General features: G+C 72.9%; 14 protein-coding genes. 3 read left to right on the forward strand and 11 right to left on the reverse strand.

The window, feature by feature from the left end; genetic code table 11:
* The first annotated feature begins 49 nt into the window (after positions 1 to 49).
* Positions 50 to 745, forward strand: coding sequence for a pirin family protein (locus tag AC4BGC_RS17290; protein ID WP_490556896.1), 696 nt, complete (start codon positions 50 to 52; stop codon positions 743 to 745).
* Here the strand turns inward: AC4BGC_RS17290 and AC4BGC_RS17295 are convergent.
* Positions 720 to 2306 (reverse strand): FAD-binding oxidoreductase, encoded by a 1587-nt coding sequence (locus AC4BGC_RS17295; protein ID WP_490556897.1) that lies wholly within the window; start codon positions 2304 to 2306, stop codon positions 720 to 722. The genes AC4BGC_RS17290 and AC4BGC_RS17295 overlap by 26 nt on opposite strands.
* Before the next feature lie 17 nt (positions 2307 to 2323).
* On the opposite strand from AC4BGC_RS17295, the gene AC4BGC_RS17300 reads away from it, so the two are divergent.
* Both AC4BGC_RS17300 and AC4BGC_RS17305 read left to right on the forward strand, forming a co-directional pair.
* A complete protein-coding gene (locus AC4BGC_RS17300) occupies positions 2324 to 2938 on the forward strand; it encodes a TetR/AcrR family transcriptional regulator (RefSeq protein ID WP_490556899.1) in 615 nt (204 codons plus the stop codon).
* Positions 2935 to 4533 (forward strand): glycerol-3-phosphate dehydrogenase/oxidase, encoded by a 1599-nt coding sequence (locus AC4BGC_RS17305; RefSeq protein WP_490556900.1) that lies wholly within the window; start codon positions 2935 to 2937, stop codon positions 4531 to 4533. The genes AC4BGC_RS17300 and AC4BGC_RS17305 overlap by 4 nt, the downstream gene beginning before the upstream one ends.
* A gap of 36 nt (positions 4534 to 4569) precedes the next feature.
* Here the strand turns inward: AC4BGC_RS17305 and AC4BGC_RS17310 are convergent, their stop codons facing one another.
* The 10 genes from AC4BGC_RS17310 to AC4BGC_RS17355 all read right to left on the reverse strand — a co-directional run bounded on the left by AC4BGC_RS17310 (position 4570) and on the right by AC4BGC_RS17355 (position 13997).
* The gene (locus tag AC4BGC_RS17310) at positions 4570 to 5829 is read right to left on the reverse strand and encodes an NAD(P)/FAD-dependent oxidoreductase (RefSeq protein ID WP_490556902.1); all 1260 of its coding nucleotides are present in this window, start codon (positions 5827 to 5829) and stop codon (positions 4570 to 4572) included.
* A 112-nt stretch (positions 5830 to 5941) separates the two neighbouring features.
* Positions 5942 to 6847, reverse strand: a complete 906-nt coding sequence (locus AC4BGC_RS17315; protein ID WP_490556903.1) for an alpha/beta hydrolase fold domain-containing protein — start codon at positions 6845 to 6847, stop codon at positions 5942 to 5944.
* A 9-nt stretch (positions 6848 to 6856) separates the two neighbouring features.
* The gene (locus AC4BGC_RS17320) at positions 6857 to 7720 is read right to left on the reverse strand and encodes an oxygenase MpaB family protein (RefSeq protein WP_490556904.1); all 864 of its coding nucleotides are present in this window, start codon (positions 7718 to 7720) and stop codon (positions 6857 to 6859) included.
* Positions 7720 to 9597 (reverse strand): penicillin-binding transpeptidase domain-containing protein, encoded by a 1878-nt coding sequence (locus AC4BGC_RS17325; RefSeq protein WP_490557202.1) that lies wholly within the window; start codon positions 9595 to 9597, stop codon positions 7720 to 7722. The genes AC4BGC_RS17320 and AC4BGC_RS17325 overlap by 1 nt, the downstream gene beginning before the upstream one ends.
* Before the next feature lie 114 nt (positions 9598 to 9711).
* On the reverse strand, positions 9712 to 9885 hold the full coding sequence (locus tag AC4BGC_RS17330; protein ID WP_490547185.1) for a CsbD family protein: 174 nt from the start codon (positions 9883 to 9885) through the stop codon (positions 9712 to 9714).
* A 160-nt stretch (positions 9886 to 10045) separates the two neighbouring features.
* Complete coding sequence (locus tag AC4BGC_RS17335) at positions 10046 to 10747, reverse strand: ANTAR domain-containing response regulator (protein ID WP_490547183.1); 702 nt, start codon at positions 10745 to 10747, stop codon at positions 10046 to 10048.
* 122 nt (positions 10748 to 10869) lie between these two features.
* Entirely contained in the window at positions 10870 to 11997 is a 1128-nt protein-coding gene (locus tag AC4BGC_RS17340) for an ABC transporter ATP-binding protein (RefSeq protein ID WP_490556905.1), read from the reverse strand.
* Complete coding sequence (locus tag AC4BGC_RS17345; protein WP_490556906.1) at positions 11994 to 12755, reverse strand: ABC transporter permease; 762 nt, start codon at positions 12753 to 12755, stop codon at positions 11994 to 11996. The genes AC4BGC_RS17340 and AC4BGC_RS17345 overlap by 4 nt, the downstream gene beginning before the upstream one ends.
* A gap of 71 nt (positions 12756 to 12826) precedes the next feature.
* Positions 12827 to 13582, reverse strand: coding sequence for a molybdate ABC transporter substrate-binding protein (gene modA, locus AC4BGC_RS17350; RefSeq protein ID WP_490556907.1), 756 nt, complete (start codon positions 13580 to 13582; stop codon positions 12827 to 12829).
* A gap of 7 nt (positions 13583 to 13589) precedes the next feature.
* Positions 13590 to 13997 carry a TOBE domain-containing protein gene (locus AC4BGC_RS17355; protein ID WP_490547178.1) on the reverse strand — a complete coding sequence of 136 codons (408 nt, stop codon included), beginning with the start codon at positions 13995 to 13997 and terminating at the stop codon, positions 13590 to 13592.
* Positions 13998 to 14216: the final 219 nt, after the last annotated feature.

The raw sequence follows: 14216 nt of genomic DNA on the forward strand, positions 1-14216 counted from the left end.
GACTTGACCGGCGAAACGACCGGGACCATCCGTGCGGGAGAATGGCACGGTGATCGAGTACCGGCCGGCAGGCGGGAGGGCGCGCACCGTCGCGGACGGGCGTACGACGTGGCACTCGTTCTCGTTCGGGGCGCACTACGACCCCGCGAACGTGGGGTTCGAGGCACTGGTCGCGCACAACGACGAGCTGCTGCCGTCCGGCACGGGGTATCCCGACCACCCGCACTCCGACCTCGAGATCGTCACCTGGGTGATCAGCGGGGCGCTGCGGCACACCTCGACGGTCGGCTCCGGGGTGATCGGCCCCGGTCAGGTGCAGCGCCTCTCCGCCGGCAGCGGGGTGGTGCACTCCGAGGTCGCGGACGGTCCCGAGGAGACCCGGTTCCTGCAGGCGTGGGTGCGTCCCGACGAGCCGGGCCTGCAGCCGAGCTACCTCTGCGAGGAGGTCGACGTCGACGGCGGTTGGACCTGCGTGGCCGACGGCGACGTCGGCGACGGCGTGCCGATCTCGTCGCGCGGCACGTCCCTGTACGCCGCCGGCCTCGCCACCGGTGAGCGCCTCGCCCTGCCCTGGGCCCCGCGGCTGCACCTTTTCGTGGCCCGCGGGCGGATCCTGCTCGGCGAGCGCCAGCTCGAGCCGGGCGATGCCGCGCGGCTGCACGAGGAAGGCGGTCGCATGGTCACCGCCGAGGACGACGCCGAGCTCGTCGCCTGGGCGTTCAGGGGATCAGCACACCGGGGTTGAGCACACCCGCAGGATCGAGCTCGGCCTTGAGCGCGCGCAGCATGCGTACGCCGACCGGGCCGATCTCGCGGGCCAGCCACGGCTTGTGGTCCTGGCCGACGGCGTGGTGGTGGGTGATCGAGGCGCCGTTGTCGATCATCGCGTCGCTGGCGGCCGCCTTCGCCGCGGCCCACTGCGCGATCGGGTCCACGGCCTGCCGGGTGGCGACGGTGAAGTAGAGGGAGGCGCCGGTCTCGTAGACGTGCGAGACGTGGCACAGCACCAGCGTGCCGGGTCCGAGCGACCCGGTCAGGGCGGCCGAGACGGCGGCGTACACCTGGTGCAGCCGGGACCAGAACGTCACCGTCTCCAGGGTCTCCACGAGCACGCCGACGTCGAGCAGCGAGTCGCGCAGGTAGGGACCGTGGAACCGGCCCTCCGCCCATCCCTCGTCCTCGCCCAGGGAGGTGCCGCCAAGGCCGGAGAGCACCGCGCTCACGGCGGCCCGCCTCGCGGCGACGTCGGCCTCGGTGCCCTCGTAGCCGGTGACCATCAGGCAGCCACCCGAGGACGACGACCCGACCTCGGCCGGCTTGGCGAGGTTGACCGAGGTCTCGGCCTCGTCGGAGAGCCGCAGCACCGTGGGGAGCAGGCCGGGCGCGGTGAAGGTCTGGGCGAGCGTGCGCATCGCGTTCGCGCCGGCGACGAAGGAGTCCCAGCGCCAGGTCTCGTAGACCTTGACGGCCGGCACCCGGCGTACGCGCACGGTCACCGCGGTGACCACCCCGAACGCCCCCTCGGACCCGAGGACGACCTCGCGCAGGTCGGGCCCCGCGGCGTTCGCAGGCGAGCTGCCCAGCACGAGCTCGCCCCGCGGCGTGGCGACCCGGAGCCCGAGGACGACGGAGTCGAAGCGGCCGTAGCCGGCCGAGGACTGCCCCGAGGAGCGGGTGGCGGCGAACCCGCCGATCGAGGCGTACTCGAAGCTCTGCGGGAAGTGCCCCAGGGTCAGGCCGTGCTCGGCGAGGAGCGCCTCGGCCTGCGGGCCGCGCAGGCCCGGCTCCAGGGTGGCGGTCATCGACTCGGTGTCGACCGCGAGCAGCCGGTCGAGGCGGCCCAGGTCGAGGGAGACCACCCCGGCGAAGCCGTCGCGCTCCGCGACCAGCCCGCCGACCACCGAGGTCCCGCCGCCGAAGGGCACCAGCGCGACGTAGCGTTCCTCGGCCCAGGCGATCACGGCCGCCACCTCGTCGTGGCTGCCGGGCCGCACGACCGCGTCCGGGGAGTCCGAGCCGTCACCGGCGCGCAGCCGGAGCAGGTCGGTGGTCGACTTCCCGCGGGTGTGGTGCAGCCGCGTGTCGTGGTCGGTCAGGACGTGCTCGGCGCCCACGATCGCGACCAGGTCCTCGACCAGCTGGTCGCCCAGCGCCGCGGAGAGGCGGACCGAGCCGGGGTCCACCGAGGGGGCCTCGCTGGTCCCGACGAACGCGTCGACAAGCTCGAAGGCGCTCGCCGAGAGGGGACCGGCCTGGGCCGGGTCGCCCCAGCGCGACCAGTGCATCTCCGGGGGTGTGGTGGTCATGTGTTACATTGTGACACATGACGTCCATTCGTCACAATCAGTCAGACGAGGCTTACCTCGACGCTGCCCGCGAGGCGATCCTCGCCGTCGGCTGGAGCCGGACCACGCTGACCGACATCGCCCGCCGGGCCGGGGTCAGCCGGATGACCCTCTACCGACGCTGGCCCGACACCCAGACCCTGCTCGCCGACCTGATGACCCGCGAGCTGGGCGCCGTCGTGGGGGCGGAACCCGGCCTCGCCCCGCCCGAAGAGCAGGCGGAAGGGCGCACGCCGGGATCCATCGCCGACGCCGTGGTGGCCACCGTGCGCCGGCTCCGGACCAACCCGCTGCTGCGCCGGATCATCGACGTCGACCCCGAGCTGCTGCTGCCCTACCTGCTCGACCGCCGTGGCCGCACCCAGGACCAGATCGCGACCGCGGTCGCCGAGGTCATCCGCGAGGGCCAGGCTGCGGGCTCGGTCCGGGCCGGGGACGCGGAAACCATGGCCCGCTCGCTGCTCCTGGCCTGCCACGGGTTCGTGCTCTCCGCCCACACCATGGCCGACGGTGTCGCACCCTCGCGGGACGCCGACCTCACCGGCCTCGACGACGAGCTGGCGCGCCTCGTGGAGCGGTACCTCGCGCCGTGAGTGGGTCTCGACAGGCTCGACCGACGGGGGACGCTCGACCGACCACGACCACGACCCCGACCCCGTCGCCGGGAAGGATCCAGGTCGGGCTGGACGGGATCCCGGAGAGCACCGACGTGCTGGTGATCGGGCTCGGGATCACCGGCGCCGGGGTCGCCCTGGACGCGGCCTCCCGTGGGCTCGACGTGGTCGCGGTCGACGCCCACGACGTCGGGTTCGGCACCAGCCGGTGGAGCTCCAAGCTGGTGCACGGCGGCCTGCGCTACCTCGCCCGGGGGCAGCTCGACGTGGCCCGGGAGAGCGCGGTCGAGCGCGGCATCCTGATGCAGACCACCGCTCCCCACCTCGTGCACGCCCTGCCGATGCTGATGCCGCTCACCCCCGAGGTCGGCCGCGTCCAGGCCGGGCTGGCCCGCAGCGGCATCCGGGCGGGGGACCTGCTGCGCCTGGCCGCCCGCACCCGCCGCGAGACGCTGCCCTGCCCACGGCGCATCGGCGTCACCGAGACGCTGACGCTGGCTCCCGTCGTACGCCGGGAAGGCCTGCGTGGGGCGATCCTGAGCTGGGACGGCCAGCTCGAGGACGACGTCCGCCTCGTGCTGGCGGTGGCCCGCACCGCCGCCACCCAGGGCGCCCACGTGCACACCGGGGTCCGGGTCAGCGAGGCCCTCGGCGAGGGGGCCATGCTCACCGATTCCACCACCGGGGCGTCGCGCTGGCTCAACGCCCGCGCGGTCATCAACGCGACCGGGGTCTGGGCCGGCCAGCTGGTCCCGGAGATCCGGCTGCGCCCCAGCCGCGGCACCCACCTCGTGCTGCGCAAGGAGACCCTCCCCGGGGTCCGGTGCGCGGTGATGGCACCGGTGCCGGGAGCGAGCAACAGGTTCGTGTTCGCCCTGCCCCAGCCCGACCAGACCTTCTACGTCGGCCTGACCGACGAGGAGGTCGACGGCGAGGTCCCCGACGTCCCGGTCGCCCCCGAGGAGGACGTCGCGTTCCTGCTCTCCGTGATCAACCGCGTCCTGCAGAGCGACGTACGCCGCGACCAGGTCGTCGGGACGTACGCCGGCCTGCGGCCCCTGCTCGACACGGGCACCACCACCGCCGACCTGTCGCGCCGGCACGCGGTGCTCGTCTCCAGCAGCGGAGTGGTCACCGTGGTCGGCGGGAAGCTGACCACCTACCGCCGGATGGCGCAGGACGCCGTCGACCGGGCCGTGGAGACCTCGCACCTCACGGCCGGCCCCTGCCGGACCCGGACGCTTCCGCTTGTCGGGGCCGCCTCCCGCGACCGGCTCGCGGCGCTGGACGCCCCGGCCCGGCTGGTGCGGCGGTTCGGCACGGAGGCGCATGCCGTGCTCGCCGAAGCCGTCGCCGTCACGGGGCTGGACGCCGACGAGCTGCTCGCCCCGGTCGCACCGGGCCTGGCCGTCACGCTCGCCGAGCTGGTCTTCGCGGTCACCCACGAGGGGGCCAGGACCGTCGAGGACCTCCTCGACCGGCGTACCCGGGTCGGCCTGGTTCCCGAGGACCGCGACCTGGCCCGGCCCGCCGCCGAGCGCGCGCTCGAGCTCGCCGCCGCTGCCAGGCTCTAGGACCGGCCCGACCCAGACCCGGACCCCGGCCCCGGCTCAGGGCTTGGCCGTCTGGCCCAGCTCCTCGAGGACGGCCGCCGCCGCGCGGCGGCCCGAGCGCATCGCACCCGGGATCCCGGGGAGCTCCCGGTGGTCCCCGCACACGAACACTCCGTCACCGAGGTCGACCTCGCGGCGCAGGATGAGCGGCGGGCGCACCGCCGGCACCGCCGCCGACCTGACGTGCCGGGCAACCAGGCCCCAGGACCCTGCGTTCGTGTGGAAGATCTGGCCCAGCTGGGCTCGCACCGCCGCCTCGGTCTCGGTGCCGGCGTCGCTCCCGGGCATGGCGACCGAGCTGGCTGCCACGAGGTGCCTGCCCGAGGGGGCGTAGCGCGAGGCGATGTTGGAGACCACGACCGCGTGCGAGACCGGGCCCGCGGAGGGACCGATCGGGTTCACGAACGGGATCTTCATCGTGGTGGGCGGGACCTCCGTGGAGAACCACCAGGTGGAGGTGCCCCGCATCATCGGGGCGCCGAGACCGAGCATCGAGGAGGCGCTGACCGGATCCGTCGCCACCACGACGGCACGGGCCTGCACCTCGCCGCCGTCGGTGAACACGCGCACCCCGCTGCCGGCGTTGCGCTTCACGCCGAGGACGTCCACCCCGTGGTCCACCGGCTGCTCGAGGGCGAGCGCGAGCTGGTTGGGCAGCGCCTGCATCCCCAGCGCGGGCAGGGCGGGGGTCCCGGTGGACAGCTCCTGCATGCTCAGCATCGTGAACTGGTAGGAGGTGCGCAGGTCCTCGTCGGCCAGGACGAGGCGGAAGAACGGCCGCAGCACCTCCTCGCGGAGCCGGCCCGAGATCCGGTGCCGGTCCAGCGACTCCTCCAGCGTCATGTCGGCCCCGGCGAGCAGCCGGTCGGTGCCCCGACGCATCGGGTCGCTCCACCGCAGCAGCCGCGCGATGTCCTGCGGTGCCCCGAGCCCGGACCTGATCGCGGCGATCAGAGCGGTCTGCGAGCCCTGCAGCACCCGGTATCCATCGGGGTGGGCGAGCACCATGCCCCGCTCGATCGGGCGGGGGTTGAGGGCCGCGACGTCGACGCTGTTGCGCAGGTCCGGGTGGGTGACGTTGAGCCACTGCAGGCCGCGGTCGCAGCGGAAACCGTCGACGATGTCGGTGCCGACGCGCCCCCCGACCCGGGCCGAGCGCTCCAGGACGCGCACGGACAGACCGGACTCCTCCAACGCCCGCGCGCAGGTGAGCCCGGAAACTCCCGAGCCGATCACGGCCACGTCGGTGGCGTCCATTGCTGCGAAGTATCACCCTGGCCCGCATTCCATACAGAAACGGACAATCCATGGTCTGGACCAGATAACGGGTGCCGGGATCGACACTCCGCAAGTGCTTGCGCTCAGCCCCTCAGCCGTGCCTGCAGAACTCGATCACCGACTCCAGGGCCTCGCGGGCCTCCGGGATCGGCAGCAGCGGGTAGACGTGGATCAGGTCGGGCGCCACGACGTACTCCAGCTCCCAGTCCACCTCCTGCGCGCGCTCGAACAGCGCGTCGCAGCCGGGCTGCAGCAGGTCGCGGGTGCCGCACAGCATCAGCGCCGGGGGCAGCCCGGCGAGGTCGCCGAGCCCGGGGCTGACCCGCGGGTCGGCGAGCCGGCCGGGCTCGGTGCCGCCCGCCCAGAAGGAGGCGTAGACCGACAGGTGCGGATAGGACAGCCACGGATCGCGGTCGGCGGCCTCCCGGGTCCCGGGGGTGGTGCCGGTCAGGTCGACCCAGGGAGCGATCAGCACCAACCGGTCGGGCTGGGGACCGCCGCGGTCGCGCAGCGCCTGAGCCAACGCGAGTGCGTAGCCGCCCCCGGCGGAGTCCCCCACCAACGTGACGCCCTGCGGCGAGGTCGCCGCGAGGTCGTCGAACAGCGCCACCATCGCGTCGAAGGAGTCCTCGACGGTGAACTCCGGCGCGAGCGGGTAGGCGGGCAGCACGCCTCTCGCGCCGAGGGCGTCGGACAACCGGGCGAGGAACCGCCAGTGCTGGGGGCTGGAGGGGCGCACGTAGGCCCCTCCGTGCAGATGGAGCACGGTGCGGCCGGGCAGCTCGGCCCCGGCCCTCCAGATCGTGTGCACCGGGAAGCCGTGGACGTTGCTGATCGAGAGCTGGTGGGTGCGACGTACGTCGCGCGGCGGGCCCTGCACGATCGTGCGGTTGTGCTCGGTCATCGCCGTACGCATCGCCGGCAGGTCGTCGGGCGAGAGGTTGCGCCGCAGCAGCGGCACCACCCGGGTCACGACGGCGTGCTGGAGGCTGGCCATGCGCCGAGACTAGTGATCCGAGGCGGGGAACGTCCCGAGGTGGGCGATGTCGTAGCCCGCGGGGTAGGTGCGGAAGTAGCCGTACTCGCTGACCCACTTCGGCTTCGAGCGGGCCGGGAACAGCCGCAGCAGCCGCGCCCGCACCGCCATCGCGCCGCGGAAGAAACCCCGCTCGATCCGCCCCGGGACCGGGTAGCGGAACGCGCGCAGCAGCGGCTCGTCCATCAGCGAGTAGGCGAACCGCTTCACCACCCACTTGGGGGCGTACTTGTTGGGCGCGAACGTGGTCATCAGGTCCAGCGTGGAGTCGGCCACCCGGCGGCCGCCCGGGTCGAAGGCGAAGTGCTCGCGCTCGTAGTCGTCGAGGAGCCTCTCGAAGCCGGCGAAGTCGGCGGGCATGTCCTTGATCGCCATGTGCCGGCCGAGCTCGATGTAGTAGTTGGTCACGGCGGCGACCTCGTTGGGGCTCAGCGGCCGGAACCCGAAGTCGTCGATCCAGCGCTTGGGCACCACGACGAACGTGGCGAGCACGTAGCGGAAGTCGTCGTTGCTGATGTCGTACATCGCGTGCATCTGGTTGATCCGGCGTACGGCGGAGCGCCCGCGGGTGCTGTCGAGGCCGTGCCGCTGCACCTCCTCGAGCAGCAGCCCGGTGTCGTCGTACCTCTTCTGGACCTGGCCGGTGAACTCCTGGGTCTGGTCGAGGAGACGCCCGATCGAGGGGACCGCGTAGGTGCGGAAGAGCGCGAACGAGAGCGCCTGCAGGTTGTCCCACGGGAAGTCGTAGGCCGAGACGTGCAGGCTGATCTCGTGGCTGTCGGCCACGGGGTCGAGCTGTTCACTGCGTCGGACCCAGTGGTTGCGAGGCTGCATCAGCGCACCCTAGCGAGGAACTGGCGCAGGATGGGGCCGGCGGAACCCGATCCGGACTCACCTCGCTCGACGAAGACCGCGACGGCCAGGTCGTCGCGGCCGGCGACCATCCACGCGTGGGTCGGCAGCGGCGGCTTCTCGCCGAACTCGGCCGTCCCGGTCTTGGCGATCACCCGGCCTCCGGGGAGGCCCTTGAGGAGGGCGCCGCTCCCGCGCTCGACCACCCCGGCCATCAGCGACTGCAGCTGGTCGGCCTCCGCCGCGGTGAGTGGCTGGGCGGGCTCCTTCTCGTCCGCCTCGTGCTCGGGCAGCAGGGTCGGTACGACGGCTGAACCCTTGACCACCGAGGCGGTCACGGCGGCCATCGCCATCGGCGAGGCCAGCACGGAGCCCTGACCGATCAGGCTGGCCGCCGCCTGGGTCTCGCTCCCAGCCCGGCCGACCTTGCCGAAGAACGACGGGAAGCCGGTGTCCTGGTCCACGCCCAGGCCCAGGGCGGTGGCCGCCTGCGCGAGCTCGTCGTCGCCGACCTGGTCGCGCTGGCCGATGAAGGCGGTGTTGCAGGAGTTGGCGAACGCCTCCGCCAGGGTGATCCGGCCCAGGGCCGAGGAGGGGTAGTCGTCGTAGTTCTTGAAGGTCTTGCCGTCCACGACCGTGGTGGCGGGACAGTCGACCTGCGAGGTCGGCGTAAGGCCCGAGCGGAGCAGGGCGAGCGCGGTGACGATCTTGAACGTCGAGCCGGGTGCGTACTGGCCGACGGTGGCGGTGTTGTAGCCCTTGGAGCCGGGTCCGCTCGCCACGGCGACGAGCTCCCCGGTGGAGGGCCGGATCGCGACCAGGGCGCTGGCCGGGCCGACGCCGGCGAGCGCGTCCTGCGCGGCCCGCTGAGCGGAGAGGTCGAGGGTGGTCCGCAGCGGCTGCCCGGCCACCGGCGGGGCGGTGAACAGGGTGCGTCGTACGCCCTGGGGGGCCACGGCCGCGACGGTGGTGCCGCGGGTACCGAACAGCTGCTCGTCGTAGCGCAGCTGCAGGCCGGAGATGCCGACCTCGTCGCCGGCCTTGATCCGCCCGTCGCTGTCCTCGACCAGCTCCGCGGTGGCGCTGCCGACGCTGCCGAGCAGGGCGGAGGCGAAGTCCTTGGTGGGGGCGAGCGGCAGCCGGTCGGAGATCGCCCGGGCGCCGGGGATGTCCTCGAGCCCCAGCAGCATCCCGCGGGGCGCCTGCTCCCGGCGGTAGACGATCGCCTGGACGAAGGCCTTGGGCCCGGCGGCCGCGACCTGCTTGAGGTACGGCGGAGCGGCGATGCCGACGAGCCCCGCCAGGGTCTCGGCCGAGCGCTCGGCCTGGGCCGGGGAGATCCGGGTCTTGTCGATCCCCACCCGGAGCACGGGCCGTGGGGCCACCACGGGCTTGTCGCCGGCGCCGAGGATGTTGCCACGCTGGGGCTTGACCGACGTCTGGTCCAGCACCTCGTTGGCCTCGAGCGACGGCTCCACGATCCTGGGACTCCAGCGCACCAGCCAGGCCTTGCCGTCGTCGGTCTCGGCACGGGCGAGCGCGACCTCGGTGTCGTAGGACCAGGTCTTCGCCCCGACCTTCCAGCGCCACTTCAGCGTGCCGGTGGCTGTGTCGCTGTCGTCGCCGTCCCCCGTGCCTTCGGTGACCTCGCCCGCGGAGACCTCGGGACGGCCGAGCCCCGCGGTCACGGTCTTGTACGCCTTGGCGGCGGCCGCGTCGTCCCCGGTGAAGTCGATCTTGGCGACGTCGCCCGCCGAGAGCGCCGTGGCCAGGTCCCCCATCGTCTCCTCGGGGTCCGGGCCGGTGCCGGGGAGGCTGCAGGCACTGAGCACCAGCAGCAGGAAGCCCCCGCCGGCCATGGCTTTCACGGATCTACGCGATGCAAAGGGACACATGCGGTCGATCCGACCATGCTCAGCGGGGGCTGCCAAGTCGCCACGGGCCTGTCTCGGCCCCGTGGCGTTGCTGGGGGCTCAGCCCTTGAAGGCGTCCTTGACGTTCTCGCCGGCCTGCTTGAGCGAGGACTTGCTCTGGTCGGCCTTGCCCTCGGTCTCCATGGAGTCGTCGCCGGTCGCCTTGCCCGCGGTCTCCTTGACCTTGCCCTTGATGTCCTCGGCCTTGTGTGCGGCCTTGTCTTCAGTAGCCATGTCTCGGCACTCCTCGTCTGATCGGGGTGAACGGGCGTGCGACGGACGCAAGGCCCCGAGAAGTGTCAGTGAGAGGCACCGATGCGTACGCCGCACAGTCGCGGCGGGCCCGAAGCTGGACCCACCGGCCCTTCATGTACCCGCTCCGCAGGCCGGCTAATCACTTGCGGTGGTGGGCGATGACCTGGTTGGCGACCTGGGCGAGCTTGATGTTCATCTCCTGGGACACCTTGGAGAGCATCTCGAAGGCCTGGTCGTCGTCGATGTTGTGCGTGGCCATCATCAGGCCGATCGCCTTGCCGATCTCGCGGTTGCTCTGCAGCCCGCGGCGCAGGGTGCTGGCCTCCTCGCCCCGGTCGAGGGCGGCGAACGCCACCGACGCGAACGCCGTGAGCATGACCGCCTGGTCGAGCGAGCGCTGGTTCAGGGCGTCCACGTTGTCGCTGAAGATGTTCAGCGCGCCCACCTTCTGGCCGTCCTGACGGATCCGGAACCCACCCATGCCCTTGACCTCGGTCCCAGCAAGGATCCGGGCCGCCAGCTCGGGCCAGGGGCTGCTCAGCGTCAGGTCCGGGCACAGATGCTGGTCGGGCATGTCCTCGTCGAGGACGTCGATGCAGGGTCCCTGGTCGAGCGCCTTCTCCAGCTCGTCGATGGCACGGGCCACCTCGTCCGACGCGGCCCCGGTGACGTGGCGCCCGTGGCGGCGGAGCATGATCGAGGCGTGGTCACAGCCGTCGATGAGCTCGACGGCGCTGTGGCAGAGCGTCTCGTAGATGGACTCGTAGGACTGACCCGAGTAGATGACCTCGGCCAACGAGCTGAACGTGGTCGTCAACTCGGGCAGGAAAGGCGTGGTCATGTGGGCATCCCCTTGGTTAGCAGAGATCGTTCCCGCTCGCTTGAGACCGACTAACGAGGCATCTTGTCACGACAGTGGCCGGTGACGCCCGTTCTGGGCGTGAGCGCTCTCTCACAGCGCGATTACAGCAGGCTCCCAGCGCCCGGGCCAGTCTTCGGGCCACTCTGCGGGGCCGTCTCCCGATAGGCCTCCGCCTCGGTCGCCTTCGCCGAGAGCCACAGCTCGGTGCCCACGTCGAGCCCGAGCTCGGCGACGGCCGCGGCGGTCACGTCGACGAGCACCGAGGGTTCGCCGAGGACCCGCACCCGGACCCGGTCCGCGAGCAGCTCGAGGTCCGAGACGGTCCCCTGCCAGACGTTGCGGGTGCTGGTGTGCTCGGGCCGCTGGGTGTGCACCGTGACCGCGCTCGGGCGCAGCGAGACCAGCACACGTCCCCCCGGGGCGTCGGTCGAGACGGCGAAGCGGCCACCCTCGTCGAGCCGCACGGTGCCGTCGTCCGGGTCGAGGACGCCCGTCCACAGGTTCAGGCCGACCAGCCGGGCGACGTACGACGAGGCCGGGCGGCGGGCCACCTCGGCCGGGGGCCCCTGCTGGAGGACGCCGCCGCCCTCGACGACGAGCAGCCGGTCGGCCAGCACCATCGCCTCGAGGGGGTCGTGGGTGACCAGCACCACCGGGCCGGCGAACTCGGCCAGGTGCGCCCGCAGGAACGCCCGCACCTCGATCCGGGCCCCCGCGTCCAGGGCGGACATCGGCTCGTCGAGCAGCAGCACCTCGGGGTCCCGGGCCAGGGCGCGGGCCAGCGCGACCCGCTGGGCCTGGCCACCCGAGAGCTGGTGCGGCCGGCGCGAGGCCAGGGCGCCGAGCTCGAGCCGGTCGAGCCAGTCGGTGGCCTGCTCCCTGGCGGCGGCGCGGGCGACCCCGCGCGACCTGGCCGCGAACGCCACGTTGTCGCGCACGTCGAGGTGGGGGAAGAGCCGGTGGTCCTGGAAGACCATCCCCGTGGCTCGCTGCTCGACCGGCAGGAACCGCCCGGGCCGCTGCCAGGCCGAGCCGGCCACCGTGACCGACCCGCTGCTGAGCTCCTCGAGCCCGGCGATGGCCCGGAGCAGGGTCGACTTGCCGGCGCCGTTGGGCCCCAGGACGGCGAGCACCTCCCCCGGTCCCACGGAGAAGTCCACCGCGAGCTCGAAGGAGCCCCGGCGTACGGCACCGTCGAAGTGCAGCCCCTGGGCCGTGGGCTCGCTCACCCGGCACCGCCCGCGCCGAACCAGCGGCCCCGCAGCGCGAACAGCACCGCCACGGAGACCGCCAGCAGGACCAGGGACAGCGCGAGGGCCGCGTCCGGGTCGGTCTCCATCGCCAGGTAGACCTTGAGCGGCATCGTCTGGGTCACCCCGGGCAGGTTCCCGGCGAAGGTGACCGTGGCCCCGAACTCCCCCAGCGCACGGGCCCAGCAGAGCACCGCACCCGCGACCAGCGCCGGCCGGATCAGCGGCAGGGTGACCCGCCAGAACACGGTGAGCCGCCCGGCTCCGAGGGTGGCCGCGGCCTCGTCGTACCCCTGGTCCGCCGTCCGCAGCGCCCCCTCGACCGCGACCACGAGGAACGGCATCGCCACGAAGGTCTCGGCGATCACCACAGCGGCGGTGGTGAACGGGATCGTGATGCCGAACCACTGGTCGAGGTGCTGGCCCACGATCCCGTTTCGGCCCAGGACGAGCAGCAGGGCGACCCCGCCCACGACCGGCGGCAGCACCAGCGGCAGGGTGACCAGCGCCCGGAGCAGGCGGACGCCCGGCACCGTGGACCGGGCCAGGACCCAGGCCAGCGGCACGCCCAGCACCAGCGAGATCGCGGTCGCGAGCGTCGCCGAGAGCAGCGAGAGCCACAGGGCGTCGACCACCTCGGGCGTGACCAGGATCCTGCCGAGACCGCTCCACGGAGCGCGCAGCAGCAACCCGAGCAGGGGTACGACGAGCAGCAGCGCGCCGGCCAGGGCGGGCACGGCCAGTGGCCACGGAGGACGCCGGGCGCCGGTCCTCGGGGCCGGGCCCAGGGCGGCGCCCAGGGACGCGCTCAGAGCGGGCCCTGGAATCCGGCGACGCGGAGTGCCTCCGCGCCGCGGGCGGAGCGCACCAGGTCGACGAACTCCGCTGCCCGGCTCGCGTGCCGGGAGCGGCTGAGCACCGCGATCGGGTAGGTGGTGGCGGCGTTCACCGCCGCCGGGATCTCCACGCCCTCGACCTTGTCGCGGGCGGTGAGCACGTCGCTGACGTAGACGACCCCGGCGTCGACCTCGCCGAGGGAGACCTTGGTGAGCACCGACTTCACGTCCACCTCCTCGGTGACCGCTCGCACCTTCAACCCGGCCTTGGCGAAGACCTCGGCCGCCACCTTGCCGCAGGGGACCTGCGCCTGACAGAGCGCGACCTTCACGCCCGGACGGGCGAGGTCGGCGAGCCGGGTGACCTTGCCCGGGTTCGCAGGCGCGACCGCGACCTCCATCGTGTTGGTGGCGAAGTCCTCCGGGTCCTCGGCCTCGCCGGAACGCACCAACGTGTCCATCTCGGCCGGGCTGGCGGAGGCGAACACGTCCGCGGGCGCGCCGTTGGTGACCTGGCGGGCCAGCCCGGAGCTCGGCCCGAAGCTGAACTCGACCTCGGTGCCGGGGTGGTCCTCCTCGAACTGCTCGGCCAGCTCGGTGAACGGCTCGCTCAGCGAGGCCGCCGCGAAGACCCTGACGGTGACCTCGCTCCCCTCCGACCCGGACCCGCAGCCGGCGAGCGAGGTGGACGCCAGGCACGCAGCGAGCGCCAGCAGGGCGGGCCTCATCGGGGGCTCACCGTTGCTCCGGCAGTTCGATGCCGACGTTGGTGGACTTCACGGTGGCGATCGCCAGCACACCCGGCTCAAGCTGCAGCTCGTCGGCCGCCTCCCGGCTGAGCAGAGAGACCACCCGGTGCGGCCCCGCCTGGATCTCCACCTGGGCCATCACGCCGTCCCGCACCACCCTGGTCACCAGCCCGACGAACCGGTTGCGCGCCGAGGCCGAGACGACCGGCCCCGGGCCGGGTCGCTCCCCGCTCTCCGCGAGCTCCTGGGCCAGCGTCGCCAGCTCGGCCCCGTCCACCACCTGCCGCGACCCCTCCGTCGTCGTACGCAGTCGCCCGGAGTCGGCCCACCGCCGCACGGTGTCGTCACTGACCCCGAGCAGGTCGGCCGCCTGCCTGATCCGGTACGTCGCCATCCGGGCAGAGTAGCCGCAGATGCGGCCCTGTGTCGCTGTTGCTGGCGCAAGTGCGGAGTTGCGGGCCCGCGGAGCGGATTGGCAAGGGGTGGGGTCTGCGGGCCGGCACCGGCCGCGCAATTGCTGGCAAAGTGCAGTGTTCTCGCGAGATCGAGTGTCATTTCCCAGCAATTGCGCGACAGCGGTCGCCCCCCCGAAGGGGAGTACGGACGACACGGA

It is taken from the genome of Nocardioides sp. Z38_18, from assembly GCF_058215695.1.